Here is a 25,852-nt window from a genome sequence, read left to right on the forward strand (position 1 = left end):
CGGAGAATGAAGGTCCTCTCCATCCAGTCCGCCGTCGCATACGGCCACGTCGGCAACTCGGCGGCCGTCTTCCCGCTGCAGCGCATCGGCGTCGAGGTGCTCCCGGTCTACACGGTGAACTTCTCCAACCACACCGGCTACGGCGCCTGGCGCGGCCCGCTCATCGCGCCGGCCGATGTCGCCGAGGTCATCACCGGCATCGAGGAGCGCGGCGTCTTCGGCGAGATCGACGCGGTGCTCAGCGGCTACCAGGGCGGAGAGGGCATCGGCGACGTCATCATCGACGCCGTGGCCCGAGTCAAGGCCGCCAACCCGGAGGCCGTCTACGCGTGCGATCCGGTAATGGGTAACGCGAAGTCCGGTTGCTTCGTCGCTCCCGCGATTCCGATCCTGCTCCGCGAGAAGGTCGTCCCCGTCGCCGACATCATCACGCCGAACCAGTTCGAGCTGGGCTTCCTCACCGAGACCGAGCCCGACACCCTGGAGTCGACCCTCGCCTCCGTCGACCTCGCGATGGCCATGGGCCCCTCGACCGTGCTGGTCACCAGCGTCGAGCGACCCGACCGCGAAGAGGGCACGATCGAGATGCTCGTCGCCGACGCGACCGGTGCGTGGATCGTCCAGACCCCGCGCCTTCCGATGAAGGCCAACGGCTCCGGCGACGTCACCGCCGCACTGTTCACCGCCCACTACGTGCAGACAGGCAGCGCGCAGACGGCGCTGGAGCGCACGGTGTCGAGCGTGTTCGACCTGCTGTCGTTGACCCTCGAGTCGGGCGAACGCGAGCTGCAGCTCATCGAGGCGCAGGAGTTCTATGCGAACCCGCGACTCCAGTTCACCGCACGCCAGGTGCGCTGAGGCGCGGACGCTACCGCGCTTCGTCTCGCTGCACTCGCTCGCTCAACGACCGGACTCCCGCGTCTGGTCGTTGAGCGAGGAGCGCAGCGACGAGACGAAACGTGTGAGGCTCAGGCGGAGGGCCAGGCGTTCGCGACGGCCTCGCGCACCTCGCCGAGCAGCTGCGGCAGCGCCTTCGTCTTGGCGATGATCGGGAAGAAGTTGGCGTCCGACGTCCATCGCGGCACCACGTGCTGGTGCAGATGGGCGTCGACGCCGGCCCCGGCGACGGCGCCCTGGTTCATGCCCAGGTTGAAGCCGTCGCAGCGTGACACCTCGCGCAGCACGCGCATCGCGGTCTGGGTGAGAGCGCCGATCTCGGCGACCTCCTCCGGCGTCGCCTGATCGTAGGTCGCGATGTGCCGGTACGGGCACACGAGCATGTGGCCGGAGTTGTACGGGAACAGGTTCAGCAGCACATAGGCGGTCTCGCCCCGTGCCACGATCAGCCTCTCCGGGTCCGGGTGCTTCGGCGCCTCGCAGAACGGGCACTCCTCGCGCAGCGGCTCAGGGCCCGCCTGGATGTACGCCATCCGGTGCGGGGTCCACAGCCTCTGGAACTCGTCGGGGACGCCGGCCAGATGACCGGCGTCCTCCAACGACTCAGAACCCGAGGTCACGCCAGGTCCCCTGCTTTCAGCACCAGCGCGTGCGAGGAGATCGCCGCGGTGATCCGGCGCACGGCATCCGCCACCGGCACGCCGTTCTCCTGCGTGCCGTCGCGGAAGCGGAACGAGACCGTACCAGCGGCCCTGTCCTGCTCGCCGACGATGAGGATCACGGGGACCTTCGCCGTCGTGTGGTTGCGGATCTTCTTCTGCATGCGGTCGTCGGAGTGGTCGACGTCTGCGCGCACTCCCGCCGCGCGCAGCTGGCCGATCACATCGTCGAGGTAGTCGCCGTACTGCTCGGCCACCGGGATGCCGACGACCTGGCTCGGCGCCAGCCACAGCGGGAAGTCTCCCGCGTAGTGCTCGAGGAGGATCGCGAAGAAGCGCTCGACCGAACCCAGCAGGGCGCGGTGGATCATCACCGGACGGTGCTTCTGCCCGTCGGATCCGGTGTACTCGAGCTCGAAGCGATCGGGCTGGTTGAAGTCCAGCTGGATCGTCGACATCTGCCACGTGCGGCCGATCGCGTCGCGCGCCTGCACAGAGATCTTGGGACCGTAGAAGGCCGCGCCGCCGGGATCGGCGACGAGCTCGAGGCCGGATGCGACGGCGACCTCGCGCAGGGTCTCGATGGCCGTGGCCCACTGCTCGGGCTCTCCGAGGAACTTCGGGTTCCCCTCCTCGTTCGTGGACAGCTCGAGGTAGAAGTCGTTGAGCCCGTAGTCGCGCAGGAGGTCCAGGACGAGGTTCAGGTTGGTGGTGAGCTCCTCCTTGACCTGATCCTGGGCCACGTAGATGTGCGCGTCGTCCTGCGTCAGCCCTCGGACGCGGGTCAGGCCGGACAGCGTGCCGCTCTTCTCGTATCGGTAGACGGTGCCGAACTCGGCGAGCCGCAGCGGCAGCTCGCGGTACGAACGTCCACGCGAACGGAAGACGAGGTTGTGGAACGGGCAGTTCATGGGCTTCAGGTAGTAGTCCTGCCCCTGCCGCGTGATGTTCCCCTCCTCGTCGACGATCTCGTCGAGGTGCATCGGAGGGAACATGCCGTCGGCGTACGTCTGCAGGTGACCCGACGTCATGAAGAGATCCTTCTTCGTGATGTGCGGGCTGTTCACGAGGTCGTACCCGTTGCGCAGCAGGTGACGGCGCAGGTTCTCCTCGATCTCGTAGCGGATGATGCCGCCCTTCGGGTGGAACACCGCGAGACCGGAGCCGATCTCGTCGGGGAAGGAGAACAGGTCCATCTCCGCGCCGAGCTTGCGGTGGTCCCGACGCTCGGCCTCGGCGAGGCGCTCCTGATACGCGCGCAGCTCGTCCTTGGACGGCCAGGCCGTGCCGTAGATGCGCTGCAGCTGCGGGTTCTTCTCGCTGCCGCGCCAGTACGCCGCGGCGATGCGGGTGAGGTCCCAGCCGTTGCCGATCATCCGCGTGTTGGGCAGATGCGGCCCGCGGCAGAGGTCCTTCCAGACCACCTCGCCGTCTCGGGTCGTGTTGTCGTAGATCGTGAGCTCGCCATCGCCGACCTCGACGGACGCGCCCTCGGCTGCGTCGGCGTTCGACCCCTTGAGCCCGATGAGCTCGAGCTTGAACGGCTCATCGGCGAGTTCGGCGCGCGCCTCATCGTCGGTGACGACGCGGCGCACGAAGCGCTGGCCCTCGCGGACGATGCGCTGCATCTCCTTGGTGATGGCCTTGATGTCTTCGGGGGTGAAGGGCGTGTCCACGCCGAAGTCGTAGTAGAACCCGTCGGTGATGGGCGGGCCGATGCCGAGGTTCGCCTGGGGATTGATGCGCTGCACCGCCTGGGCGAGCACGTGAGCGGCCGAGTGACGCAGGATGTTCAGCCCGTCGGGGCTGTCGATGGTGACGGGCTCGACCTCGTCGGCGTCGGTCACGGTGGTGGCGAGGTCCTTGAGGACGCCGCCGACGCGCATCGCGACGACGGATCGGTCAGAGAACAGGGCGAAGCCGTCTTTCGGCTGGGCGTTTTCAGGCACTGAGCACTCCATCTGGGTCAGGAATCCAGGCTACCCGCACGACCGGGTGCTTCAGACCGCTCTCGCCCTCGGAATCGGGCGAACCGTGGGGAGCTCCGCGGTGAAGAGCACGCAGAGGGGACAATGAGATATGCCCTCTCCCACGATCGTCTGGCTGCGCGATGATCTCCGAATCGCGGACAACCCGGCCCTGCTCGCGGCCTCGCGCCGCGGGGAGCCGACCATCGCGCTGTACGTGCTCGATGAGGAATCACCCGGTGTCCGGGTCCTGGGAGGGGCTGCTCGCTGGTGGCTGCACCACTCGCTGGCGTCGTTGGCGGAGCGGCTCGGCGAGAAGGGCGTGCCCCTGGTGCTGAGGCGAGGCCCCGTGTCACGGGTCGTCGAGGATGTGGTTCGGGAGAGCTCCGCCGGCGCCGTGTACTGGAACCGGCGCTACGGGGCGGCCGAGCGCGACATCGACGGCGCCCTGAAGTCCTCCCTGCGCGAGGCCGGTCTTCTGGTCGAGTCCTTCTCGGCGTCGCTTCTGCACGAGCCGTGGATGGTCAGGACGGGCGGGGGCACCCATTTCTCCGTCTTCACTCCGTTCTGGCGCGCCTGCCAGGCGCTTCCGGCGCCCCGGCATCCGCTGCCGGAACCTGACGACTTCGTCGGCATCCCACCCGCTCTCGAATCCGACGACATCGCCGGGTGGGCTCTGCGCCCGTCGTCCCCTGATTGGGCCGGAGGTCTGCGAGAGACGTGGACACCCGGCGAGCCCGCAGCGATCGACCGCCTCGCTCAGTTCCTCACGGAAGACGTCGACGACTACGAACGGACGCGTGATGAGCCCGCGGCGGGAATGACCTCGCTGCTCTCTCCTCGACTGCGCTGGGGCGAGCTGAGCCCGTTCACCGTGTGGCACAGCGCCGCGGGCGCACCGGGGACAGGGAAGTTCCTCGCCGAGCTCGGATGGCGGGAGTTCGCCTGGCACACCCTCTTCCACTTCCCCGATCTGGCGACCCGCAACCTGCGCCCGTCCTTCGACGCCTTCCCCTGGCCGCCGGTCGACGTCGAACAGCTCACCGCGTGGCAGCAGGGACGCACCGGCGTGCCGCTGGTGGATGCCGGGATGCGGGAGCTCTGGAGCACCGGATTCATGCACAACCGCGTCAGGATGGTGGCCGCGTCGTTCCTGGTGAAGAATCTGCTGATCGATTGGCGGCTCGGCGAGGAGTGGTTCTGGGACACGCTCGTCGACGCGGACGAGGCGAGCAACCCCTTCAACTGGCAGTGGGTTGCCGGGTCCGGCGCCGATGCCGCGCCCTACTTCCGGGTCTTCAACCCTGAGCTTCAGGCGAAGAAGTTCGATCCGCAGTCCCGCTATGTCGAACGATGGGCCGGGGATTCCCTCCTCACGACGCCGATCGTCGACCTGGGCGCCACGAGGAAAGCGGCTCTCGCGGCCTATGAGCGGATGAAACGAACCTCCGCGGATCTCCCCTGACTCACAGCGCTGCCGGCTCGCTCGCGCCGCCAGCCGTCGGAGCGAACACGATGATCGCCGCACCGACCAGCGCGACGGTCGAACCCACCCAGTCCCATGTCGTGGGCCGGAATCCGTCGACGATGATGCCCCACGCCAGGGAGCCGGCGATGAACACACCGCCATAGCACGCGAGCACTCGCCCGAAGTTCGCATCGGGTTGCAGCGCGGCAATGAATCCGTACGCTCCGAGGGCCATCACTCCGAACACGGCGAACAGCCACCCGCGGTCCTCCTTCACGGTCTGCCAGATCAGCCAGGCGCCGCCGATCTCCGCGACGGCCGCGAGCAGGAACAGGATGCTGATGCGCAGAACGGTCATGCGTTCAGTGTTCCAGGGTTCCCGCGCTCACCGTCCTGATCGATACGGTGATCACGGGGAGCTGATCGCATCCCCGTCTCCCCCACTGCACCCGATAGGCCCTGCCATGCGCTCTGTCCGCTCCCGCCCCGCCGCCGTCACCGGCCTTCTCGCCATCGCAATCGTCGCGCTGCCGACGGCCGCGGTCGCCGCGGTCGCTCCCTCCGACGACGTGACTCCGGTCGTGGCCGTGTCGCTGGAGCCGTACTTCCCCGGCGAGCCGTCCTGGCCGTCCACCGCGTACCCGACCTGGGCGCTGCGCATCGATCTCTCCGACGCCGATCCCGTGCCAGGCGAAGCCACGAACATCGACCTCTCCGCGAATCTCACTGCGGCGGCCGCTCCCGGCGCGCTGCGCGATGAGGACGGGGTGGAGCTCGCGACCTTCGCCGTGTCACCCGACGGACACCGCATCACCGTCACGTACTCCGCCGCAGCCGCCGCGGTCGTCGATCTGCAGGCCGAGCTCGCGATCTTCGTCAGCGCCGACTCCGTGGGCCCGGGGAAAGACACGCTCACGGCTCAGGCCGCGGCCGACGGCCTCGTGTTCCCGCTCAGCGCCTCCTACACGGGACTCGCCTGGAACCCCGCCGGCACCGTGGGAACGTGGGTCCCGAGCCCGACCGGCTCCCTGCGCTTCCTCGCACGCTCCGTCGTCGAGGCCGTCCCCGAGTTCGCCGAAGATGGCGGTCAGTGGATCGGAGTGGGCGGCGCGAGCGACTGGACCGGAAGACTCGCCCCTGTCAGCGGAACCACCCGGGTGTTCGGGCTGGACGAGCTCCCCGCCACCCTGGACGGGTTCACGGATCCGGCATCCCTGTGGCAGGACGGCGTCGACTACACGGTAGACGAGCAGGAGACGCACGATGGCGGGCCGGTGTTCGGCGTCACGGTCACCGGTTCTCCGACCGGATACATCGTCGTCGAACAGGCGTACGACCTCGTCTCGGCGGGCCCCTCGCTGTTCGACGCTCCCAACACCGCCCTCCCGCTTCAGGGACGGAAGGTGTTCGGCGCCGGCACCCGTATCGTGACCGGATCGGTCGGCGGGCACCAGGGCGGGGGGAACGGAGTGGGAGGGCTGTCCACTCTCGCCTTCTTCGCCGGCTCGGGCGGAGCGGCCTCCGGTGCCCCGATCTCTCCGGCGCTGTCCGTGGACCGCGCAGTGACCCCCGACACCGCCGCCCCCGGAGAGACGACCGGACGGGTCGCTCTCACCATCGCGAACACCGGCAACACCCCGCTCGACGTGAACGTCGCCGACCTCCTCGCCGCGAACGACGCCTCCGTCCTCCTCCGCGATGCGGACGCGAGTTCCGGTGCCGTGACGGTGGACGGCCGCGCCGTCCGCTGGACCGGCATCGTCGGCCCCGGCGAGACGCTCGTGGTGACCTACACGTTCCGCGCGACGGCATCAGGGCCTCGTCCGGGAACCGTCTCCTGGAGCGGGAACGCCCGCGGAGTCGTGCCCCGGAACGCGGAAGAGTCCGTGGAGCCACCGGTGCCCACCGCAGAGGTCACCGTCTCCGCACGTCCCCTCGTTCCGGAAGCGCCGACCTCGCCGGGGTCGGGGAGCACTCTCGCGACCACCGGATCAGATGCGCGCGCCGCGCTCGGTCTCGGCGCCCTGGCCGTCCTGCTGGGCGCGGGAGGGGCTGCGCTCCTGGTGAGCTCGCGTACGCGGTCCCGGAGCTGACCTCCGAGGTTCAGCGACGGTACAGCTCCCCCGAGCCGGAGATCCTCTTCGTCACGCTCGGGTCCCCCGCGTAGGAGACGTCTCCGCTCCCGTCGATCACGACATCGAGGAAGAGCCGGGCGTCGACATCGGCATCCCCCGACCCGGTGACGACCACGCGGGCGCGGTCGCTGCGCAGGGATGCCGCGCTGAACCCACCCGACCCCGCAACCTCGACGTCCTGGGCGGCGGCCGTGCCGTCGATCTCGACGCCCCCGGATCCCGTCATGCGGACGGTCAGCTCGGAGAGCTGGACATCGTCGACGGAGATGCTGCCTGACCCGTCCGCGACGACGGAGGCCGAGTCCGCGGCGACGCCTGTGGCCTCGACATCGCCCGAACCCTGCACGTCGATCGAGGGCGCCGTCGCGCCGGTGAAGTCGACCTGCGCGTCGCCCGAGCCTCGCACGTGGAGAGTCTCGAGGGTCGTCACCGTGAGCTCGTAGCGGATCTCACCGTTCCATCCGATGGGCGTCTTCTCCATGCCGAGGGTCAGCACCCCATCGGAGATCTCTGACGTGAGCTCGCCGATCACGTTCTCCCCTGCGGTGATGCGCAGGGATGGCGTGGTGCCGACGCGCATCGTGAGATCGCCGCTCGTGTCCAGCACCACCTCGTTGATGTCCGTGATCGGTCGGTCCTCGCTCACCCGTGTCCCCGTGTCGAACGCCGCGCAGCCGGTCAGGGCGGCGGTGACGGCGAGCAGGATGACGGTGGAGGACAGCAGACGGGAGCGCATGGAAGACACGCTACGGAGGCGCCGGGCCGCTGAACAGCTACCGGGGTATGGAATCCGCCTCCCTCTGCGGTACGAGGAGGTCTCGTCAGACGCCGGGAACGACGAGGCCCCACTCATAGGCGAGGATCACGAGCTGTGCGCGGTCGCGGGCTCCCAGCTTCATCATCGTCCGATTCACATGGGTCTTCGCGGTGTGCGGAGAGATCGTCAGGGTCTCGGCGATCTCCTGATTGGTCAGCCCGCCGGCGACGAGCAGCATCACCTCGCGCTCGCGATCGGTGAGCGCGTCGAGAAGGCCCAGATCCGGAACGCGGGGTGAGGCGTCGGCGGCGCGCAGCGAGCGCTCGATGAGGGCGCGAGTCGCGGCGGACGACAGCAGCGCGTCTCCCCGGTCGATCGTGAGCACGGCGCGCACGATCTCCTCCGGCTCGGCGCCCTTGCCGATGAATCCGCTGGCACCCGCGCGCAGGGCCGCCACCACGTACTCGTCCTCCTCGAAGGTCGTGAGGATGAGCACGCGCGTGCGACCCCCTGCGCCCTCTGCGCAGATCTCAGCCGTCGCGGCGATGCCGTCGAGGTCGGGCATCCTGATGTCCATCAGCACCACGTCCGGCGTCTCGCGCTCCACGGCGCGCACGGCGTCCCGCCCTGTGGCGACCTCGCCGACCACGAGGATGCCGGCGTCGCCGAGGATGTCGCGGACGGCCTGCCGGATGAGCGGCTGGTCATCGGCGATGATCACGCTGACCATTCGTCACTCTCTCCGGCTGTGGGGAGTCGTACGTCGAGACGGAACACTCCGTCGACGCTCTCCGTCCGGACCGTACCGCGGACGGCTGTGACGCGCTCACGCAGGCCGACGAGCCCGTGACCGCCAGGGAACGCCTCCGGCCCCGGACGCACCTCGTTGCGGACGTCGATGAGGAGATCGCCGCCGACGACGTCCAGGCGGACGCGCACGGGACGATCCGACCCGTGCTTGTGGGCGTTGGTGAGGCCCTCCAGGAGCACGAGGTAGGCGACGTGATCGTTCGACGGAGACAGCGCGACCCCGGCGGACTCGTCGTGGAGCTCGACGCGCAGCCCCGCGACCACGAAGCGCGCGATCAGGTCGGCGGCGCCCGCGAGCCCGGTCTGCGGGCGCAGGTCCCCGGTGTCCTCCGGATCCTCGGAGCGCAGCAGCGCCATCAGGCCCCCGATGTCGGTGAGGACCGTGCGGGACGCGCGTCGAATCGTCGTCAGCGCCTCTCTCGCGCGATCCGGTCGGGATTCCAGTGCCGACGACGCGACTCCCGCGTTGAGACTGATCACCGTGATCTGATGCGCGACGACATCGTGGAGATCGCGCGCGATGCGCACACGCTCCTCCGCGACCCGACGTCTGGCTTCCTCTTCTCGGCCGCGCTCCGCACGTTCCGCACGCTCGGTCATCGCGGCGCCGAACTCGCGACGTGATCGTGTGGCATCGCCGATCGCCCCGGCCAGTGCGATGAAGAACAGGAACTGCAGGGCCCTCGAATCGAAGAACTCGCCGTGCAGCGGGACCGCGTTGGAGACGAAGACGACTCCGACGACCAGCGTCAGCGCGATCAGCCCCACGGTGCGACGTGTGTACGCGGTGACGGCGAACGCGCTGATCGCCGTCGCGATGAGAGAGCTCGGCGAGAGTATCCCCGTCAGCGAGAGGACGACCGCGACGACGACGCTGACGCCCAGGACCGCGAGCGGCCACCGGCGACGGAACGGCATCACCGCGGCCGGCAGGAGCGCGATCGGGAGCAGCATCCCGGGGACCTGGAAGACCGCCTCCGGGTACGGCAGCACCGCGAACAGGATGATGACGGCGACGGCGATCACATCCCCGAACGGCGCGGTGAGTCCGGAAGCGGGGCGGGCGGGCATCCTTCCAGTATTCCGCGCGCGGCCGGATCGGGAGTCCGCCCTGAGGATGACTTCCCCGTACTGCGAACGCGGTAGGGAGATGTCTGCGCCGGGGCGATGCCTCGAGCGGGCATCCGAACGACGCTGGAAGGACGGGGCGCACCGTGCGCCGCGGGAGAGGTCCGAATGAAGAAGTCTGTGAAGAGAGTGCTCGTCTCGGTGACCGCCGTCGCCGCGGTGATCGCCGTCGGATTGGCGACGACCACGATCGTGAACGTCGTCGCCACCGACGCCGAACAGGAGCGGATCGAGCCCTACGGCCAGCTCGTCGAGGTCGACGGACGCCACATGAACGTCGTCATCAGCGGCAAGGGCGACGAGACCATCGTGCTCCTCCCCGGGTTCGGCACGGCGTCCCCCGCGCTCGATTTCGCGCCTCTCGTCGATGACCTGTCGGCGGATCACCGCGTCGTCGTGGTCGAGCCGTTCGGCTACGGCCTGAGCGACGGCACGGACCGCGAACGGACCACGGCGAACATCGTCTCCGAGGTGCACGAGGCTCTGGACGAGCTCGACATCGACCGGTATGTGCTGATGGGGCACTCGATCGCCGGGGTGTACGGCATCGAACTCGCACGTCGCTATCCCGACGAGGTCCAGGCGTTCGTGGGTATCGACTCCAGTGTGCCCGGTCAGCCCCGAACGGACACCGCGTTACCCATCGGCCTGCTCGGCGCCGCCAAGAACCTCGGGCTCATCCGCCTTGTCGCCACATCCGCCACGGGCTACGAGGAGGACGCGTACTCCGAAGAGGTGCGCGAGCAACTGGTGATGCTCTCCAACCGGAACTCGCTGAGTGCGACGTATCTCGATGAGATGTCGCACATCCGCACGAACTTCGCTGACGCGCTCGGCACCGGGTTCGCCCCGACGCTGCCGCTGCTGCTCTTCGTCGTCGAGCACAACGAGGAGGTCCCGGAGTGGCGGGAGCTGCACGAGAAGCAGGCCGCGAGCGTCGAGGACGGAACGGTGATCGCCCTCGACGGCTCGCACTATCTGCACCACACGCAGTCGCCGCGGATCGCCGAAGAGTTCCGGGCATGGGAGGCGGCTCGATCGGCGCAGGTCGACTGAGGTCGCCGACGGGCACCGGATAGCGTGGGCACATGATCAGGACTGCTGCACGATGGATGCTCGCGCTGGTGCTCGCCGCGGCCGGCGCCGCCCATCTCGTCCGCACCCGGGGCTTTCGGATCGTCGTCCCGGACTGGGCGACTCGGGTCACGGGCCTCGACAAGGACGCGATCGTCATCGCCTCGGGGGCGGCGGAGCTCGCGCTGGCTGCCGGTCTCGTCGCCCTCCCCCGCGAACGCCGCAGGATGGGCTGGGCCGTGGCGGGATTCTTCGTCGCCGTGTTCCCCGGGAACGTGCACCAGTGGCGTACGCGCCGCTCCGCACCCGGCCTCGACACGGATGCCCGCCGGCTCTGCCGTCTCTTCCTGCAGCCGCTGCTCGTGCTCTGGGCGCTGTGGGCGACCGCCGAGGGTGGCGACCCGCTCCGTTGACAGCGCGTGTCCCGCCTGGGGTTCCGGCAGTGGGCGCACCCGCAAGCGTCGTACGTCGCGCGTCGGCTCAGGCGAAGAAGTCCTCATCGATCTCGACGACCTTGTACGTCTCGCGCATCGCCGTCCACCCCACTGCTGAGAGCCGTGACGACGCCTACTGGTCGACCGCCGGACGACGTTGTGACGGGCAAGGCGCTTCGCCTGTCGTCTCCCGTTTGTAGGAGACGACAGGCGATGCAAGGGTTCGTCTAGGAGATGATGGAGAACGCGCCCCACCCGGAGCCGACCTGGATGCCGTTTCCGAAACCGCCGGTCCCGTTTCCGGGATACAGCCACAGCGTCTGGTCGCTTCCGCGACGCGCGATGAGGTCGGGGTTGCCATCCCCGTTGTGGTCACCGTTGCTGACGATGTTCGTGAAGCCGTTCCATCCCTGGCCGACCTGTTGGACGTTACCGAAGCCGCTTGCTGTGCCGTAATATCCCCAGAGCTCGCCCGCGGAGTTGCGGGCGATGAGGTCGCCCCGCCCATCCTTGTTGAAGTCTCCAGCCACCAATGAGGTGAACGCCGACCAGTTGGTCCCGATCTGCACTGGTGCGGCGAAGCTTCCTGCGCCGTTGCCCGGATACAGATACAGGTTCGAGTCGGAACCACGGGCGACCAGATCGGGGTTCCCATCGCTGTTGAAGTCGACGCCCCCGGTCAACAACGAGTAGGTGTTCCATCCAGGGCCGAGATATGTGGGGGTGAAATTGCTCGCGAAGTCGCCGCGGTAGAAGTACAGGCTGCCGTCTGATCGTGTCTGCATGAAGTCGCCTGCGTTGTCTCGATCGAAGTCGCCCGTGACGATAGACGCCGTGGTGGCCCATCCCGGACCTCCCTGGTAGGTGAGTTGCGTCCCACCCGCTCCATCGCCGAAGAACTCCACCAGGTAGCCGTCGTTGCGGATGCCGATCAGGTCGGCCTTCGCGTCGCCGTTGATGTCGAACTTGATACCTGACCCGGTTGGGCCCGCTCCCAGCGGTTGAAGCGCAGCGACGTCGGGCTGACCGCAGTAGAAGTACTGGTTCGTGAGGTTGACCCCATTGCGGCGGATCTCGAAGTGCATATGAGGTCCGGTGCTGTTGCCGGTGCTTCCCACTGTGCCGATGCGCTGACCTTGATGCACTGTGGCGCCCTGTCCGACGGTCAACGACCCGGCGACCATGTGGGCGTACAGCGTCGTGTAGCTGCCCGCATGGGCGAGCACGATCTTCGTCCCGTAGCCGTCCGAGCTCGACTGACCGGCGGCGGTGACCACACCATCCGCCGCCGCGTACACCGGGGTGCCACCGTTTCCGTTTATGTCAACGCCATCGTGACTGGGGCGGCTGTCGGCAGGGCATCCGTCAACGATGTCGGCAACGTGGCCGCTGACGGGGGACACGAAGCCGACGGCGGCAGACGCGGTGGCCGAGGGCACCAGAGCGGCACCGGCTATGGCGACGGCCGTCACGACGAGGGCAGCGAGTTTGCGAGGAGCGCGGAGGCTAGGTTTCATGCCCACACCGTATTGAACAACTCAGCGCAGCCGCTGTCCCCTCTTCTACCTACAGACTCTCGCTCTGCCGGTCGGTACGTTGAAGGGTTCGTCACTCTTCGCATCGCCCGAATGCGACCCAAGCACCCCGGACAACAAAAAACCCCGGATGAACCGGGGGTTTTGTCTGTGCGCGATACTGGGATCGAACCATGAACTTTGCCTATTCGGAATAGGCGTGAATACGGGCGACGCCAGTGTTTTCTAGGGATCATACGATTTTCGAGTCGCGCAAGAATCGTCAAGAAGTGGAGTGAATTCCCGTTCACACGCCCACGTAGGGCCCACGGAAATTCGTATCCTCAGGTATTCACGGATACGCCGTGGATCAATCCGTAGGTATCGATTCAACACGTCTGAACGGCGTCGGGAATGACGTCGGACATAGGTCGCTAGGGTCGTGGACATGGACCATGTGTGCTTCGATGCCCCTGGCGTGATCTCGGATGCGGGTGTGCTCCCCTGATGCTCACGGCGACACCTACTCCCCTGCCGGTTGCGACGGCATCGGGACCCGAGTTCCTCGGCATCCCGTTGGCTGTCTGGGCGTTTGGAGTCTCGCTACTGAGCTTCCTGATCGCTCTGAGCGCTCTGGGCTGGCAGGTGACGAAACACTTCCTCGACGGTGGCCGCGTGAAGGTGTACCTCAATACCGCGGTCTGGCAACCCGAGTTCATGATCGCTACGAACCGATCAGGCAAGTTCGCCTTCAAGCACGGCTCGGCATCACGCAGCGTGACGCACGGTGAGGCGCTGGAGCTCGCGCAACTGGTTGTCGAGAACCCCGGACGCACCGCCGTCACGATCTATTCGCCAGGACTCCAGTTCAGCGGACACGGTAAGAAGAACCACACTGTAGTGCCGCGCATGTTCGAGACCGACGGGACGTTCGGCCCGGATGGGGCCGTCACTGACACGGTCGTGAGGCTCGAGCCCTATGCACGCGTCACCTTCCTGCTCGACTACTGGAGCTCGGTGCCGGGCCTCCTGAAGGAGGCCCCGAAGGGCTACGTGGATATCCGAGGACACGTAAGTGTCGCTGGCCGCACCAACAGACCCCAGAGGTCGAGCTATCGGAAGCGGTGGCGCATCCACCTCGGCATGTACACGGCGATCGAGGGATCTCCGGACTTCACTCCTCTCGCGGTACTGTGGCGGGAGATGTATATCCGCCTCCCGAAGGATCAGGAGGGGGATGATGTGCATCCGTCGCATCAGAGTCGACGGACGACACGCTACGACGCACGCTTTCTTCTCGACCGTGCGATGGCGCGCTTCGACGCGCGCCCCGATCGTGATGACCTCAAGGAAGCCCTTCAAGAGCTCGCAAAGAAGGACGGCGACAAGTACCCATCATTCGGCATGAATCTGTGGGAAGGTTACGCCGCACTCGACCGGATGGAAGGGCACCTGACACCATGGACCGAGGGCCTGTTCAGCGCGGCGTACGTGAAGAGGAAGCCTGCGTCGGCGCAGGAGAACGCATCCGACGACGCTGAGAACACGTCTGAGGCGGAGCCATCGCCGGACCAGTTTTAGATCGCGAACAACATCTCCCATCACGTCGCGCCGTATATCGGAAGATGGCCAGGATGCTCTGCCAGGATGCTGACATGGTGAGGCAGATCATTACGGCGGTTCGTTCGGGCACAACGCTGACTGCTCGAATGAAGGCAGCACTGCCGTTTGCCGGCGATCTCGACGCGCTCCGGCAGATGTTCTCCTGAGGAGCGGCGACAGTATGAGCTCTACGAAGCCGGTCGCGCTGTGGGTCGAGCCGGAGCGAGCAACGCGCTCCGAGAAGATCATCGCAGTATCCACGGTCAGTCTGATCGGCGTCGTGCTGGCGTTGGCAATCGGGCACCTGTTCCTGCCGACGACAGGACTCGTGGCACTCAACCGTGACGGGTGGGGCTTCGCAGACATCAGCCATCTCGCACTGATGGCGCTGATATCTGCGCTGGTCTTGGTGCATGCCTCGCTCGGAGAGGATGCCCTTCGACCCCGGACGATGCTCGTGCTGTCCAGCGTCATCGGAGGCATCGGAACCCTGTTAGCTCTCGCCAGGAGCTACTTCCTGTTGTTCGGCCTGCTGTACTCCGAGGAGGAATGGCGGACGTCTGCCGTGTTCGCTCTGGCGGTGTTGGGCGTCATTCCGTTCGCTCTTCCCTTCGCGAGCGGGATCATCCTCCTGAGGAACGACTTCGAGCCAGTGAAGTGGCGCGTGCGCGCCGTGTCTATCACGGTTGGAACTGCGGCGTTGATCGTCGTGCTCGCAGCGATGATTCCACGGTGGGTGCGACTGGCCGAGATGGGCGTCTGGTGAGAGGCCGAGGAGCGCCGCACTGGGACGCTCAGGCTGCAGGACATGCGGGAGCGATGTCCTGGGTCCGCCTGATCGAGCGCACGGAGATCAGCGCGAGGAACGCCAGGAACAGCACGATGCTGATCGGTAGCGCACAGAGCCCGTAGACCGACTGAACGAATATCGGCCACAGCGCCAGACTGACGGATGACATCGTATCCATCAGGGGCTGCGCACCTTCGACGATGGACGACGACCAGCCGCTGTACAGCGCCGCCTGGGCGAGCAGCATCCAGACGGGACTCACGAGCAGAGGCAGGGCGCGGAGCCACCACCGGTACCGCGCAGCGCGTCGTGCCAGCCTCCAGCCCGCGAGCAGAGCGACGATGAGGCCGGCACCCCATCCCAGAACACCGAGACCAGCGGCGATGCCCTCCTCGCCGACGTTGTCAGCGCTCGGCTCCGAGAGGGCCAGCATCAGAGCGCCGTACATCATCATCGACGCGGTCAACGCCGTGGGCGCACCGACGCCGACCCATGTGACGGCTCGGTCACGGCGCGTGGGTGCTGCCGTTTCCTAGAGCGCGCGTGTCATCCTCTCACCATAGCCAAGGTGCTGTCACTCATGCGGTGTGGAATCGCCCCACTGGACAGTCGGGTCCGGGCGCAGCTCGAGTACCTCGCCGGGGTCGATCTCGGGCCAGGTGCGGTTGTACTGCAGCACGGGCGATCCATCACCGAACCGCGCCCACTGCTCACCACTCGGTTAGGAGGCAGCTGTCCGCTCTCAATGGGGCCTAGCGGTACGCGACTCGCGTCGCACCCCTAAGCAAAGATCTTCCCAAATATGCTGTTGAGCTCCGTGACCACAGCGTCCGCGCTTTCACCCAGAGAGGCGCGATAAGCGTCAAGAGTCGGACGAGTCGCACGGTACGCGACCGCCTGGTTCACCTTGTCGCGCTTTTCGTTGGTGCTCGCGTAGTAGGACTCGATCGCACCACGAGATAGCACATGACAATCCTCGTCGGCGAGCATCTCCAGAAGTTCTGTCTTCAACTGCGCCGCGAGACTGTCTGCTGCTGGAGCAACTAGCTTCTCTAGACGATCCGAACGACGAACATAGGCGAAAACTCGTTCGAGGCACTCGATAGCCGCCGCGGAATCTCCAGCATCGTGTGCCGTTCTAGCTTCGCCAAGGTGTTTTCGAGTCTCGCCGCTACGCTCGAGATCCCGTACCTGCGAGCTGGTCAGATCCAACGCGATCGAGCTCCACACATCCAGTGCGTCCAGTAGTTCTCCGCGCTTCGCTTTACTCGTATCGCTCGGTGACACGCGCTCGAACCCATCGGTGATGACGTCCAGGTCGCATATCACCGAAACGGGGATCTGGAAGTTGGAGAAGAAGGTCCGATAACTCTGAATATTCGACTTGCCCTGGACCCTTGCAAACGCAATATTGCGTTCTGCTGCATCCCAACCAGGATCCAAGAGCTTAGCAAGCATAGGAAGTATGACTGCGTCGCTGTCACCTTCTACAAGCACTACTCGCTTTGCGAAGAATCCGATGCTGTTGTTCTCGTGACACACGATTTGGAACGCCGTCTTCATTGAGAGGTTATCGGTAAGGCTCACGTGTAGTGCTTCCGCAGTGGGGGCCTCGCCACCCAAACCCTTGCTCTTGTGCATCTTGATAAGGGTTTCAGTTGCGTCAGCTTCGAAGAACAATGGCGAGTGCGTCGTCACCATTACCGAATGGATCTCGGCGAACGTGCGCAGGGCGGCGAACAGTTGGCGTTGTGCGTGGGGGTGAAGGTACAACTCTGGTTCTTCGAACAGCAACCAATACCCCGGGTGAGATTCGTGCCCATCTGAGCTAAGGGTCCGAAGCTCGGCATAAGCGCGGAGGATTGCGAAGGTCACTGCTCGTTTGAGGCCATCTCCCTTTGAAACGATGGGGCCCGTGTGCCCATCATCTGCGATGATCTCGGCAGAGTTGATGATTGAGCGGACTTTCGGGACTGGAACATGGATCCTCAAGTCAACACCGGGAAAACTCTGCTGAACGAACCCCGCGATGGTCGCCTCGATGTCTTTCACACGGTCGATACGCTCGTCCATCTCGACGCCGTCTTCACCAACGACGCGGCTCAGCTTCGCTTGAATCTCACGGAACTGCTTCTCGACGTCGCCGAGCTGGTCCTCAATCTCCCCCATGAGTATTCCGATGAGCTTGCCAAAAGTCGCAGAGTCTGAAGTCTTCACCTCGTCGCTGACGTCTTTGACAGCTTCCACGTAGATCGGTTCCGGCAAAAAATCCTTGATCGCTGCGTCGATCCCTGTTGGAAGCGGTCGATCGCCTGGCTCTTTCTCGTCATCGGGCATCGCTGCGACGGCTTCGGCGCGCGCAGTCTTGATGGCGGTCTGTGTCGGTTGGGCAGCGAGCACTTCATCGAGCTCTGGCAATAGCTCGACCACGGCTGCGCGGAGCTCAGCGCCCTTCTTTCCCCGCATCAGCTCTGTCAGAGTTTCCTCGCCCCACCGCGCTTCGCTCGGAACCCGTTGACTAATCAGAAGCTGGCTCCTACCGGATTCGCCCGGAGTGAAAGACCGCACGAACCGGACGGCACCGTTCTCGACCACGCCGGCGAAATCGCTGCGATGCTTCTCGTTCTTGATTCTCGCCAGGTCCGCGTCCGTGACGTCCTCTACGTGCAGTTCGATGCGTATACTCCGCTCGGAACTGTAAAATTCCTCGGCTCGGGGGCGACGCGTTGATGAAGGCATCAGCAGCAGGATCGCCTGCAGCACTGACGACTTTCCGGAGTTGTTCTCTCCGATGAGACAGCCAAACTTCGACAACGGAATACTCACGTTCTTGAGGGCGCGAAAGTTCTCGACCTTCAGTTCAACGAATCGCATCTCAACTCTCCCTAAGATCTCGACGAAACCGTGTTTATCGCTCGACAGCCGATCGTTGCCCGTTCATGTGCCGGATGTGGAGCACCGCTGGATCGGGCTTTGGATCTCCCGGTCACGCATGCAGGTGCTAGCTCAGCCACGCGGGATCAATCGCTGCTGCACTTTGTCGTACTCGTATTCGGCGATCTCACCGGACATGATCATCGCGATGGCCTCGTTGATAACGTCTCGCGGAACGATGAACCACTCGGAAGGGTCATACTGCTTCCCCTTCCGATCGATTTGAGTTAGGTCGAGTCGCACTTCGGCGAACACCCGGTGCAACAAGTTCTCGAGCGCCGATGCCTTAAGGTTGTATACCCGGTAGTCGGCGACGATCTTCACCGCGGCCATCAGGTACGTAGGCGACACTGCAGCGCTCTTGACCCGCTGTTCGACGCTCGTGGTTGAGAAGCCGATCTTGTGGAGGTCCTTGACGTTGGCGATGAGCGGATCGGTGCTGAGTGATTGCAGCACGTATATATGACCGCTTTCGACGTCCGCATCGAGAATGTCGCTGGCGTCGTGCCCGGTGCGCGCCAGGACCTGCCCCTGTGTCTCATACATGCGGGTTTGGAGGCTCTTGTCGTACATCGCAGATTCGGTACCGTTCTCGAACACCAAGCGCAGGCGTTGCTTCTTGCGGGATTCGCCGCCGATGACGAGGTCGACCTTCTCGCCAACCTCGGCGACGAAGCACATCACGCCGTTGAGGACGAAAAACACACCCTCTCGGATCAGGTCCATGCCGGTGAATGGCTTCAGCTCGAAAGTGCCATCGGCGAGCTCCGCGTGCTTCGCTTTGAACAGCGGCTCAAACTGTTCGAAGTCCTTCGCCTTCACGCGCTGTGCGACTGACTCGGCGGACTCCGGCCGCTTGATCGCAGGTAGGCCAGACACGTCGAGGATCCCGGCCTCGTCGCCCAGCAGATCGTCGAGATCGTCGCTCCCGAGCAGCTCATCGAGCGACGCTGGAGCTGCTGGCGATTCGAGCAGGCCGAACTCATCGAGACGCTTCACCGCTTCGGCTTTCGCCTCGTTGGCGAGAAAGCCGTCCAGCCGCGCACCGAGCTTGCGCTCGGCGATCCCACGCGTCTGGGAGCTGGGCACCCGACCTTCGGTGCGCCGGAAATCTACGATCTCGAGAAACGCACGCTCCAGGCGGTCCGATGACGTGATCTTCTTTGGCTTCTCCGGCGCGTTTAACAGCTCGTCGTCGAGGATGTCGTCGATTGTGAGGACGATGTCCTCGTTGGACGTGAAATCGACCGGGGTCACGAGGGCTCCCCCATCTCTGTCGCTGCCTTCTCGGCCTCACGCTTCTGCTTCAGCTTCTGCAAAAACAGCAGCGCTGCCGCCATGCGCTTCTCCGCAGGGTCATCCGAGCGCAGATCGGGGCGCTTGCCGTTGACCTGCACCCAGGTCTTGATCTTCGGGTACAGCGCCAGTGCTTCCTCCTCCGAGAACTCGATCTTCAGCGAGGTGATCGTGTCTTGGATCAAGCGCAGCACCGACGGCGTAACCGACTTCGACAGCACCTCGAACGCCCGCTGGAACGGGTTCACCGAGTCGATGAGGTTGATGTTCAGCTCGTCGATGCTCACGAACTTCTCGGCCATCTTGATGAACCGCTTGTCACCGACTTCGCGGACCTCGCCGTTCTTGATCACGGAGTCAACGACGACTTGCTGACGAACTTCCTCGACCTGCTCCTCGGTGAGGTCGGGGTACTTCTCCCGGATGATCTTCGGAATCAGTACCTTGTTGGTCGTTTCTGCGTCAACGGAGCCCGCGGCTGCCCGGGCGAAGGTGTCGTCCTGCAGGATCGTTGCCTTCAGGTCGTTCAGGTCCGTCGCGACGATCTGCTTCACGCGGTCGCTCGAGGGCTCCTTGAAGCCCTTGATCTTGAGCTCGCCCTTCTTCGCCGGCTCGTCGTCGTCGAACTTCTTCGTTTTGAAGTTGAAGTTCGGCGCGAGCACCTGCTCCATAAGAAGAGATGCCGTGATTGCCTTGAGCATGTTGTTCACTGACACCTTGACCTCGCCCTGCGAGGCATCGGGCTCGGCGATGAGGTTCGTAAACTGCGCATGCATCTTGCCCGGGCTGTCACGGGTGACTCGTCCGATGATCTGGATCACCTCGGTGAGGGAAGCCCGGTAGCCGACCGTCAGGGCGTGCTCGGCAAAGGGCCAGTCGAAGCCCTCCTTCGCCATGCCCAGCGCGATGATGATGTCGACGCCGTCGCGCTCCTTCGACGCGGTGCGGGACAGGTAGTGCAGCGTGTCGCCGCGCTTCTTCTGGTCCGTGTCGTCGACAAGGTCCGCGACACGCACGATCTCACCGGTGTCCTCGCGACGCACGCTGATGATGCCCGTGTCGGGATCGGTCGACTCGACGTGGCCGATCGCGTCGATGATGCGACCGACCTCTTCGATCTTGTCCTTCGTCGACTCGCCCGAGTTCACGCTCGGGATGTGCACGATCGTCTTCTTGTCTAGGTCGAGCACTTCGTGGATCGCGTCGGTGTACCGCCCCTGGTAGAAGTGGTGCCCAATGCCGAGCGACCGCAGGTACTCGTAGCCGTTGAGTTGGTCGTAGTAGTTGAACGTGACCGGCGTGAACTTCGCCTCGTCCTCAGGCGACAGCACCGGCACCGAGTCCCCACGGAAGTACGACCCGGTCATCGCCACGATGTGGACGTCTGATCCGTTCATCACGTCACGCAGGAGAGCTCCCAGACGTGACATCTCCGTGTCGGCGGAGACGTGGTGGAACTCGTCGATAGCCAGTACCGCGCCGTTGAACGACTCCGGGGCCAGCTTCTCGAACGCGAAGCGCAGCGTCGCGTGAGTGCACACGAGCACCGCATCGGGCCCTTCGAGGAACTTCACGAAAGCGTCGACCTTGCCCGCCGACGATCCCGCGTCGCACAGGTTGTGCTCGTCCTTGATCTCCCAGTCCGCCCAGAAGCCCTGCTTTGTCAGGGCTGTCGATGCGAACGACGCACCGATCGAGCGCTCCGGCACCGCCACGATGACCTTCTTGCGGCTCTGGTTGTAGAGCTTGTCCAGCGCTACGAACATCAGCGCGCGCGACTTGCCTGACGCCGGCGGAGCCTTCACCAGCAGGTGCTGGGCGTCACGCTGCTCGAAGACACGCTGCTGCATCTCACGCATGCCCAGCGCGTCCGTGTTCACTGATGCCTTCGTCTGCGCGTAGGTGACATCGACGATGTTCACGGGCTTGTTGATCGCGTTCACGTGGCGGTCCTCCGGGTCTTCTTCGCAGGAGCCTTCGCGGCGTCCTCGGCAGTCATTCGCTCGTAGAGCTCGAACAGATCAGACAGCCGCTGCTCGTCCGTCTCGTAGGGCTTCTTCGAGTAGAGCGAGTCGACCAGCGCATCGACCGTCTGGTGCGCTTGACGGAGATCCTGCGGCATCTTGTCCGGGTCGTAGAGCTCTGCCAGCGTTTGCTCACAGTGGTACTCGCGCACGTCGAGTATCCGAAGCGCGGCGACCGTCAGCTTCTCCTTGACCGCTGCCGACAACGGCGGAACGGGGAAGTTGTTGTAGACGATCGTGTTCGAGTACTGATAGTCCTCGCGCATTCTGCCGGACACCGCGTTAACCCAGACCATGTGAATTTTCGACATCAGCAGGGCAAACACCCACGGCTGAGCGTCGTAGACCGCGAACCCCTTGTTCGAGATCACCGCGTCCGGCCCCAAATAGCCCATCGGGATGTATTCCCGACGCCCGGAGGAGATGCTCGGCACGATGATGGATTCCGTAGGCTTGTAGCTGCGCTGAACGAACCTATGAGGTTGATCTGCGAACTTCGCAGCCACATCGCTGGCTTTGTCGTCCATACGAGACGCGGTGACACGGGCTAACCGCGCGGCGATCGATCCTACTCTGCTCGCCTCTTCCGCCTCGGCATCGTCCACCCAGAGGCAGTACCGCTCTCCGCCGTTGATGGCCTCCGCTGAGCCCATGAAGCCCTTGATCCATCGCCTTGCTTCAGGAGCCTCATCCACCATCCTGAGCATCTCAGACGGCGAAAGAATCAGCCCGCCGCCATCGGTCGGCTTTGAACCATAGACCATAGGGGGAAGATCCCGAGACAGGGGCAACCGGGCGCGACCCACGATGATGTTCGGTCCGTCGGTCAGGTAGCCGTTGATGTTCGCGACTGTGAGCCGCAGACCGTCGGTGTACAGGTACTTGGGCTCGGGACTGCCGTTTCGAAGGCCGATCACTGCAACCGTCACGCCTGCATTGCGTTTAGCGTTATTCTCCCACTTGAAGGACGTGTAGGCGAATCCGATCTCGACACCGTCCCTAAGCAATGTAGGGAACAATAGGCCGACGTGATCGCCCTGCGCGACCGAATTAGTCGTCACGAATGCCAGACGCGCGATCGTCCGTCGAATATAGTCCGCGCCCTTCACGAACCACAGCGAGATGTAGTCCAAGTTTCTCGAGAACGCCCGGCCGCCGAAGACCTTGGCGAAGTCAGCCTTCTGTTCCGCGGACTGCATGCTCGAGCCCACATACGGAGGGTTGCCGATGAGGTAGATCTCCGCCTCTCCGTCGTTCGGGCAGACGTCGTTCCAGTCCACTCGCGTCGCATTGCCGGCCTTGATCTGCCCTGTCTCCTTCAGCGGGATCAGGGGGATCTCGACACGGAACTTCTCGCGAAACTCCCGGTTCATCTGGTGCTTCGCGATCCAGAGCGACAGGATCGCAACCTCGACAGCGAAGTCGTCGATCTCAATGCCGTAGAAGTTCTCGATGCTGATCTTCGAGTCCGCCCAGAGCACCTGGTGCGAGGAACTCAGCTCGGCGAGCCGCTCAAGGATCGCGTGCTCGAGCTTGCGCAGTTCCTTGTACGCGATGACGAGGAAGTTGCCGGAACCACACGCGGGGTCGAACACCTTGATATCCGTGATGCGGTCGAGCAGACGCATCAGCCGCCGTTCGCTGTCTTGAGCCTCGTTGAGCTCGGTCTTCAGGTCATCGAGGAAGAGCGGCTCGATCGTCTTCAGGATGTTCGGCACAGAGGTGTAGTGCTGCCCCAGGTCGCTCCGCTTGCCCGGCGTGACGATCGCTTGGAACATCGAGCCGAAGATGTCGGGGTTGATGTCGCGCCAGATGAGCGTGCCTGAGGCAATGAGCTCGTCTCGCGCCTGCTTCGTGAAGCGCGGCACGACCTGATCGTCCTTGACGGTGAACAACCGGCCGTTCACGTAAGGGAACTCGGCGAGGTGCTTTGGCTTATCAGCCGCGTTCTCTGTATCAAGTGCCTTGAATAGGTCGGTCAGGAACTCAGCGAGGTCCGAGCCGTCGGACTGGGTCTGGGATCCGATCGCGTTCGTGAACTGGTTGTCGCCAAAGATGCCTGTGTCCTCCGCGAAGAAGCAGAACAACAGACGGGTGAAGAAGATGTTGAGCGAATGACGACCACGCTCGTCGTCGAAGATGCCGGGGTTGGCCTGCAGGAGTTCGTCGAAGAGCTTGCCCATACGCTCGGCGGCCTTGACGTCGGCATGGGACTCAGCGACGTACTGCGCCTTCTCCATGCCGGCCCACGGCAGGAGGAACGCGAAGTGCTGGTCGATCTCGCGGATCGGGAAGCCGATCGTCTCGTTCGTCTTGATGTCGTGTACTACCAGCTCGACGTAATCCGTGACGATGACAAACCGCGTGCTGAAACGGACCACGGCCGGGGTCGACTTGAGATCTTCGATGACCTCGAGAGGGTCGCTGGTCGTCTCCTTGAAATAGACGACGTTCTTCTGCGCGACCTCGGTGGACGGGTCAACTGCCACGTTGAGTGAGCCGTTGCGCAGCCTCGTGACGTTGCCCTGGGGCTTCCCGTAAGCGAGCAGCAAGTCGAAGATGAATTCTCGGTCGTAAGTCTCCCTGCCAGCTAGAGGAGCGACGCGCTCCTCTACTGCTTTGAGGCTCAGTCTCGCCATATCGATGTTCCTACTCTCGCCCGCGCCGCGTCGAAAAAGCAGCAAGTCGTCCGCACCGTTGCCTCGCCGAATGAGACCCGGCCGCGCGTCGTGATCATCCTATCGGCGGGGTCTGGCGCTACCACGGCGGTCTGCTCTGCCGACCTCAGTCGGCCGCGAACCTCACGTGAGCCGAAGTCTTAATCAGCGTGCGCCGCGTTCAGCAGGACAGCACCCGCGATCTTCTCTGCGATGACAGCGACCACGTCACGCGCGGTCTCGAAGCCGGCGAGGTCAGGAAGGAACCCGCTGTACTCGGCAACGTCGGCGAATGTCACTCCAATGAGTACGGGGATCAGCGTCGACTTTCCGAGAAGCACCCCAAGCTCGCGCTCGGTCCAGAAGCGACCAGTGAGGTAAGCAGGTGTGAGGAGCACAACACCGGCGCGGGCCTTGCGTAGGCCCCTGTCCATCTGCAGCGCCTGGCTCTGACCGGGAATGATTGCGACCTCGTCGAACCACACGCGAACGCCAAGGCTCTCGAGCTCATCCTTGAGTTCAGTCGCGACGCCGAGCCATCGATACGTGCGTAGCTCAGGAAGACGTCCCATTCGCGATCGTCGCGCCCGGCGATCTCATGCTGGACGCGTTCTGTCAACTCCCGCTCCGCCGGGGTGTACACAATCCGCGTGGTCGTCGCCGCCGACTGGAGCTTGCGATTCAGCTCACGGGCGGCGCGGTCGGCTTGGGCAGCGACCTGCTGATTGTGGGCGTTGGCCTGGCGGATCTGTTGGTTCACCCGCTGGTTGTGCTGATTGACGCGGTTCACTTCACGGTTGTACTCGTCGACCCGCCGCTTGTTCTCGCGGTTCACGCGGTCAACTTCTCGTTGCAGCTTCTGCTGAGCCGCCCTCATTTTCGCCTGCAACTGCGCGGTATTGATGCTTCTCACCATGACGATGCCCTCTCGTGTCCTTGTCATGAAGAGTAGGCGCGACCACCGACATCGCTGCTCCAGGGCTGGCTGGCAGTTCGTGCGCTACTTGGCGAGACAACGACTCAGATTAACAAAGGGACCCCGTGATCGAGTGGTCACGGGGTCCCTCGCAGTCGACTCGGTGATCGAGGTCAACCGGCGTTCGGAGGCTCGAAACCGCCAACGTGGACGTACTGACGCCAAAAGCGACGAACGTCGTCCTCGTAGTGGATCACGCCGTGCGCAGCGTCGCAGCTAGGCGCACCCACGCAGAGCCCGCGAGTCTTGCCGGCCGCCCAGCGCCGATACCCCGTGATACCTGAGGCCAGAATCGTCTCGAGCTGTTCCTCGGTAAAGCCGAGGGCGCAGGCGGGCCCGGGGAAGGTCACAGTCACATCCTCGCAGGTCGGGTCGGGCATCCCGACTGCAGTCGCTTACGCCGAGCGCCGGACACCATGAGCGCGGAAGTTCCGGACCGATATCCATCCATATCTGAATTCATAAGCCATTCGAGCCGCTTTCCCCCAGCATCCAGACGCCGTGGAGCCGGGATTGTCATCGCTGGATAGTGCTCGGAAGCGTCACTGGGATAGCCCACGTTCGCGGCGCTCCCAGTGACGCCCTCGACCCGAGGGGCCCGGGAACAACCCGGAGTTACCCTCGGACAGATCACGATCGGGTCACAAAAACGGGCAAATATGGCCCACGTGGGGCCCACGCGGAGCGTCTGACGTACACCCGAATGCACGAAAACCCCTGATGATCAGGG

The 25,852-nt window shown here is 64.6% G+C and carries 21 protein-coding genes; 8 read left to right on the top strand and 13 right to left on the bottom strand.

Going from position 1 to position 25,852, the window contains the following annotated elements; translation table 11 throughout:
• Nucleotides 1-6: 6 nt before the first annotated feature.
• Nucleotides 7-858 carry a pyridoxal kinase PdxY gene (gene pdxY, locus ACFY5A_RS14840; protein WP_387235132.1) on the top strand — a complete coding sequence of 284 codons (852 nt, stop codon included), beginning with the start codon at nucleotides 7-9 and terminating at the stop codon, nucleotides 856-858.
• A 110-nt stretch (nucleotides 859-968) separates the two neighbouring features.
• Here the strand turns inward: pdxY and ACFY5A_RS14845 are convergent, their stop codons facing one another.
• Both ACFY5A_RS14845 and thrS read right to left on the bottom strand, forming a co-directional pair.
• Entirely contained in the window at nucleotides 969-1,517 is a 549-nt protein-coding gene (locus tag ACFY5A_RS14845; RefSeq protein ID WP_341942106.1) for an HIT domain-containing protein, read from the bottom strand.
• The gene (thrS, locus tag ACFY5A_RS14850) at nucleotides 1,514-3,442 is read right to left on the bottom strand and encodes a threonine--tRNA ligase (protein WP_387235965.1); all 1,929 of its coding nucleotides are present in this window, start codon (nucleotides 3,440-3,442) and stop codon (nucleotides 1,514-1,516) included. The genes ACFY5A_RS14845 and thrS overlap by 4 nt, the downstream gene beginning before the upstream one ends.
• Nucleotides 3,443-3,635: 193 nt before the next feature.
• Here thrS and ACFY5A_RS14855 point away from each other — a divergent pair, with 193 nt between their 5' ends.
• Entirely contained in the window at nucleotides 3,636-4,988 is a 1,353-nt protein-coding gene (locus ACFY5A_RS14855) for a deoxyribodipyrimidine photo-lyase (RefSeq protein WP_341942104.1), read from the top strand.
• A 1-nt stretch (nucleotide 4,989) separates the two neighbouring features.
• Here ACFY5A_RS14855 and ACFY5A_RS14860 read toward each other — a convergent pair whose 3' ends face one another.
• Nucleotides 4,990-5,349 (bottom strand): YnfA family protein, encoded by a 360-nt coding sequence (locus ACFY5A_RS14860; protein ID WP_341942103.1) that lies wholly within the window; start codon nucleotides 5,347-5,349, stop codon nucleotides 4,990-4,992.
• Nucleotides 5,350-5,455: 106 nt separating this feature from the next.
• Between ACFY5A_RS14860 and ACFY5A_RS14865 the strand changes: the two genes are divergently transcribed.
• Nucleotides 5,456-7,084 carry a hypothetical protein gene (locus ACFY5A_RS14865; protein WP_387235136.1) on the top strand — a complete coding sequence of 543 codons (1,629 nt, stop codon included), beginning with the start codon at nucleotides 5,456-5,458 and terminating at the stop codon, nucleotides 7,082-7,084.
• 10 nt (nucleotides 7,085-7,094) lie between these two features.
• On the opposite strand, the gene ACFY5A_RS14870 is transcribed toward ACFY5A_RS14865, so the two are convergent.
• The 3 genes from ACFY5A_RS14870 to ACFY5A_RS14880 form a co-directional block, all read right to left on the bottom strand.
• The gene (locus ACFY5A_RS14870) at nucleotides 7,095-7,862 is read right to left on the bottom strand and encodes a head GIN domain-containing protein (protein WP_387235139.1); all 768 of its coding nucleotides are present in this window, start codon (nucleotides 7,860-7,862) and stop codon (nucleotides 7,095-7,097) included.
• 85 nt (nucleotides 7,863-7,947) lie between these two features.
• Nucleotides 7,948-8,613 (bottom strand): response regulator transcription factor, encoded by a 666-nt coding sequence (locus ACFY5A_RS14875; protein ID WP_341942100.1) that lies wholly within the window; start codon nucleotides 8,611-8,613, stop codon nucleotides 7,948-7,950.
• Nucleotides 8,601-9,764: a histidine kinase gene (locus ACFY5A_RS14880; protein ID WP_341942099.1), complete on the bottom strand. Its 1,164-nt coding sequence runs from the start codon at nucleotides 9,762-9,764 to the stop codon at nucleotides 8,601-8,603. Before ACFY5A_RS14880 ends, ACFY5A_RS14875 begins: the two co-directional genes overlap by 13 nt.
• Nucleotides 9,765-9,929: 165 nt before the next feature.
• Here ACFY5A_RS14880 and ACFY5A_RS14885 point away from each other — a divergent pair, with 165 nt between their 5' ends.
• Nucleotides 9,930-10,877 carry an alpha/beta fold hydrolase gene (locus ACFY5A_RS14885; protein WP_387235143.1) on the top strand — a complete coding sequence of 316 codons (948 nt, stop codon included), beginning with the start codon at nucleotides 9,930-9,932 and terminating at the stop codon, nucleotides 10,875-10,877.
• 32 nt (nucleotides 10,878-10,909) lie between these two features.
• The gene (locus tag ACFY5A_RS14890; protein WP_387235146.1) at nucleotides 10,910-11,308 is read left to right on the top strand and encodes a hypothetical protein; all 399 of its coding nucleotides are present in this window, start codon (nucleotides 10,910-10,912) and stop codon (nucleotides 11,306-11,308) included.
• 248 nt (nucleotides 11,309-11,556) lie between these two features.
• On the opposite strand, the gene ACFY5A_RS14895 is transcribed toward ACFY5A_RS14890, so the two are convergent.
• Complete coding sequence (locus ACFY5A_RS14895) at nucleotides 11,557-12,846, bottom strand: peptidoglycan DD-metalloendopeptidase family protein (RefSeq protein WP_387235149.1); 1,290 nt, start codon at nucleotides 12,844-12,846, stop codon at nucleotides 11,557-11,559.
• A gap of 504 nt (nucleotides 12,847-13,350) precedes the next feature.
• Here ACFY5A_RS14895 and ACFY5A_RS14900 point away from each other — a divergent pair.
• Together ACFY5A_RS14900 and ACFY5A_RS14905 are read left to right on the top strand one after the other, a co-directional pair.
• Entirely contained in the window at nucleotides 13,351-14,424 is a 1,074-nt protein-coding gene (locus ACFY5A_RS14900) for a hypothetical protein (RefSeq protein WP_387235152.1), read from the top strand.
• Between the two features lie 202 nt (nucleotides 14,425-14,626).
• A complete protein-coding gene (locus tag ACFY5A_RS14905) occupies nucleotides 14,627-15,211 on the top strand; it encodes a hypothetical protein (protein ID WP_387235155.1) in 585 nt (194 codons plus the stop codon).
• Between the two features lie 28 nt (nucleotides 15,212-15,239).
• Here the strand turns inward: ACFY5A_RS14905 and ACFY5A_RS14910 are convergent, their stop codons facing one another.
• The 6 genes from ACFY5A_RS14910 to ACFY5A_RS14935 form a co-directional block, all read right to left on the bottom strand.
• Nucleotides 15,240-15,689 (bottom strand): hypothetical protein, encoded by a 450-nt coding sequence (locus ACFY5A_RS14910; protein ID WP_387235158.1) that lies wholly within the window; start codon nucleotides 15,687-15,689, stop codon nucleotides 15,240-15,242.
• Nucleotides 15,690-16,015: 326 nt separating this feature from the next.
• Nucleotides 16,016-18,109 carry an AAA family ATPase gene (locus ACFY5A_RS14915; RefSeq protein ID WP_387235161.1) on the bottom strand — a complete coding sequence of 698 codons (2,094 nt, stop codon included), beginning with the start codon at nucleotides 18,107-18,109 and terminating at the stop codon, nucleotides 16,016-16,018.
• A gap of 132 nt (nucleotides 18,110-18,241) precedes the next feature.
• A complete protein-coding gene (locus ACFY5A_RS14920; RefSeq protein WP_387235164.1) occupies nucleotides 18,242-19,426 on the bottom strand; it encodes a GIY-YIG nuclease family protein in 1,185 nt (394 codons plus the stop codon).
• Entirely contained in the window at nucleotides 19,423-21,408 is a 1,986-nt protein-coding gene (locus ACFY5A_RS14925; RefSeq protein WP_387235167.1) for a DEAD/DEAH box helicase, read from the bottom strand. Before ACFY5A_RS14925 ends, ACFY5A_RS14920 begins: the two co-directional genes overlap by 4 nt.
• A complete protein-coding gene (locus ACFY5A_RS14930) occupies nucleotides 21,405-24,128 on the bottom strand; it encodes a DNA methyltransferase (protein ID WP_387235169.1) in 2,724 nt (907 codons plus the stop codon). The genes ACFY5A_RS14925 and ACFY5A_RS14930 overlap by 4 nt, the downstream gene beginning before the upstream one ends.
• A 179-nt stretch (nucleotides 24,129-24,307) precedes the next feature.
• On the bottom strand, nucleotides 24,308-24,718 hold the full coding sequence (locus ACFY5A_RS14935) for a toll/interleukin-1 receptor domain-containing protein (protein WP_387235172.1): 411 nt from the start codon (nucleotides 24,716-24,718) through the stop codon (nucleotides 24,308-24,310).
• A gap of 26 nt (nucleotides 24,719-24,744) precedes the next feature.
• Here ACFY5A_RS14935 and ACFY5A_RS14940 point away from each other — a divergent pair, with 26 nt between their 5' ends.
• Nucleotides 24,745-25,098 (top strand): hypothetical protein, encoded by a 354-nt coding sequence (locus ACFY5A_RS14940; protein WP_387235175.1) that lies wholly within the window; start codon nucleotides 24,745-24,747, stop codon nucleotides 25,096-25,098.
• Nucleotides 25,099-25,852: the final 754 nt, after the last annotated feature.

The organism is Microbacterium sp. NPDC012755 (assembly GCF_042901325.1).
In the GTDB taxonomy this organism is placed as follows: Bacteria; Actinomycetota; Actinomycetes; order Actinomycetales; family Microbacteriaceae; genus Microbacterium; species Microbacterium natoriense.

Excerpts from the sequence above, each read along its gene's own strand:
- thrS (WP_387235965.1), bottom strand. The coding sequence starts at position 3,442 with ATGCGCGTCGGCGGCGTCCTCAAGGACCTCGCCACCACCGTGACCGAC.
- ACFY5A_RS14885 (WP_387235143.1), top strand. The coding sequence starts at position 9,930 with ATGAAGAAGTCTGTGAAGAGAGTGCTCGTCTCGGTGACCGCCGTCGCC.
- ACFY5A_RS14860 (WP_341942103.1), bottom strand. The coding sequence starts at position 5,349 with ATGACCGTTCTGCGCATCAGCATCCTGTTCCTGCTCGCGGCCGTCGCG.
- ACFY5A_RS14895 (WP_387235149.1), bottom strand. The coding sequence starts at position 12,846 with ATGAAACCTAGCCTCCGCGCTCCTCGCAAACTCGCTGCCCTCGTCGTG.
- ACFY5A_RS14890 (WP_387235146.1), top strand. The coding sequence starts at position 10,910 with ATGATCAGGACTGCTGCACGATGGATGCTCGCGCTGGTGCTCGCCGCG.
- ACFY5A_RS14870 (WP_387235139.1), bottom strand. The coding sequence starts at position 7,862 with ATGCGCTCCCGTCTGCTGTCCTCCACCGTCATCCTGCTCGCCGTCACC.
- ACFY5A_RS14900 (WP_387235152.1), top strand. The coding sequence starts at position 13,351 with ATGCTCACGGCGACACCTACTCCCCTGCCGGTTGCGACGGCATCGGGA.
- ACFY5A_RS14910 (WP_387235158.1), bottom strand. The coding sequence starts at position 15,689 with ATGATGATGTACGGCGCTCTGATGCTGGCCCTCTCGGAGCCGAGCGCT.
- ACFY5A_RS14865 (WP_387235136.1), top strand. The coding sequence starts at position 5,456 with ATGCGCTCTGTCCGCTCCCGCCCCGCCGCCGTCACCGGCCTTCTCGCC.
- ACFY5A_RS14905 (WP_387235155.1), top strand. The coding sequence starts at position 14,627 with ATGAGCTCTACGAAGCCGGTCGCGCTGTGGGTCGAGCCGGAGCGAGCA.
- ACFY5A_RS14880 (WP_341942099.1), bottom strand. The coding sequence starts at position 9,764 with ATGCCCGCCCGCCCCGCTTCCGGACTCACCGCGCCGTTCGGGGATGTG.
- ACFY5A_RS14930 (WP_387235169.1), bottom strand. The coding sequence starts at position 24,128 with ATGGCGAGACTGAGCCTCAAAGCAGTAGAGGAGCGCGTCGCTCCTCTA.
- ACFY5A_RS14915 (WP_387235161.1), bottom strand. The coding sequence starts at position 18,109 with ATGCGATTCGTTGAACTGAAGGTCGAGAACTTTCGCGCCCTCAAGAAC.
- ACFY5A_RS14940 (WP_387235175.1), top strand. The coding sequence starts at position 24,745 with ATGCTGGACGCGTTCTGTCAACTCCCGCTCCGCCGGGGTGTACACAAT.
- pdxY (WP_387235132.1), top strand. The coding sequence starts at position 7 with ATGAAGGTCCTCTCCATCCAGTCCGCCGTCGCATACGGCCACGTCGGC.
- ACFY5A_RS14855 (WP_341942104.1), top strand. The coding sequence starts at position 3,636 with ATGCCCTCTCCCACGATCGTCTGGCTGCGCGATGATCTCCGAATCGCG.
- ACFY5A_RS14875 (WP_341942100.1), bottom strand. The coding sequence starts at position 8,613 with ATGGTCAGCGTGATCATCGCCGATGACCAGCCGCTCATCCGGCAGGCC.
- ACFY5A_RS14935 (WP_387235172.1), bottom strand. The coding sequence starts at position 24,718 with ATGGGACGTCTTCCTGAGCTACGCACGTATCGATGGCTCGGCGTCGCG.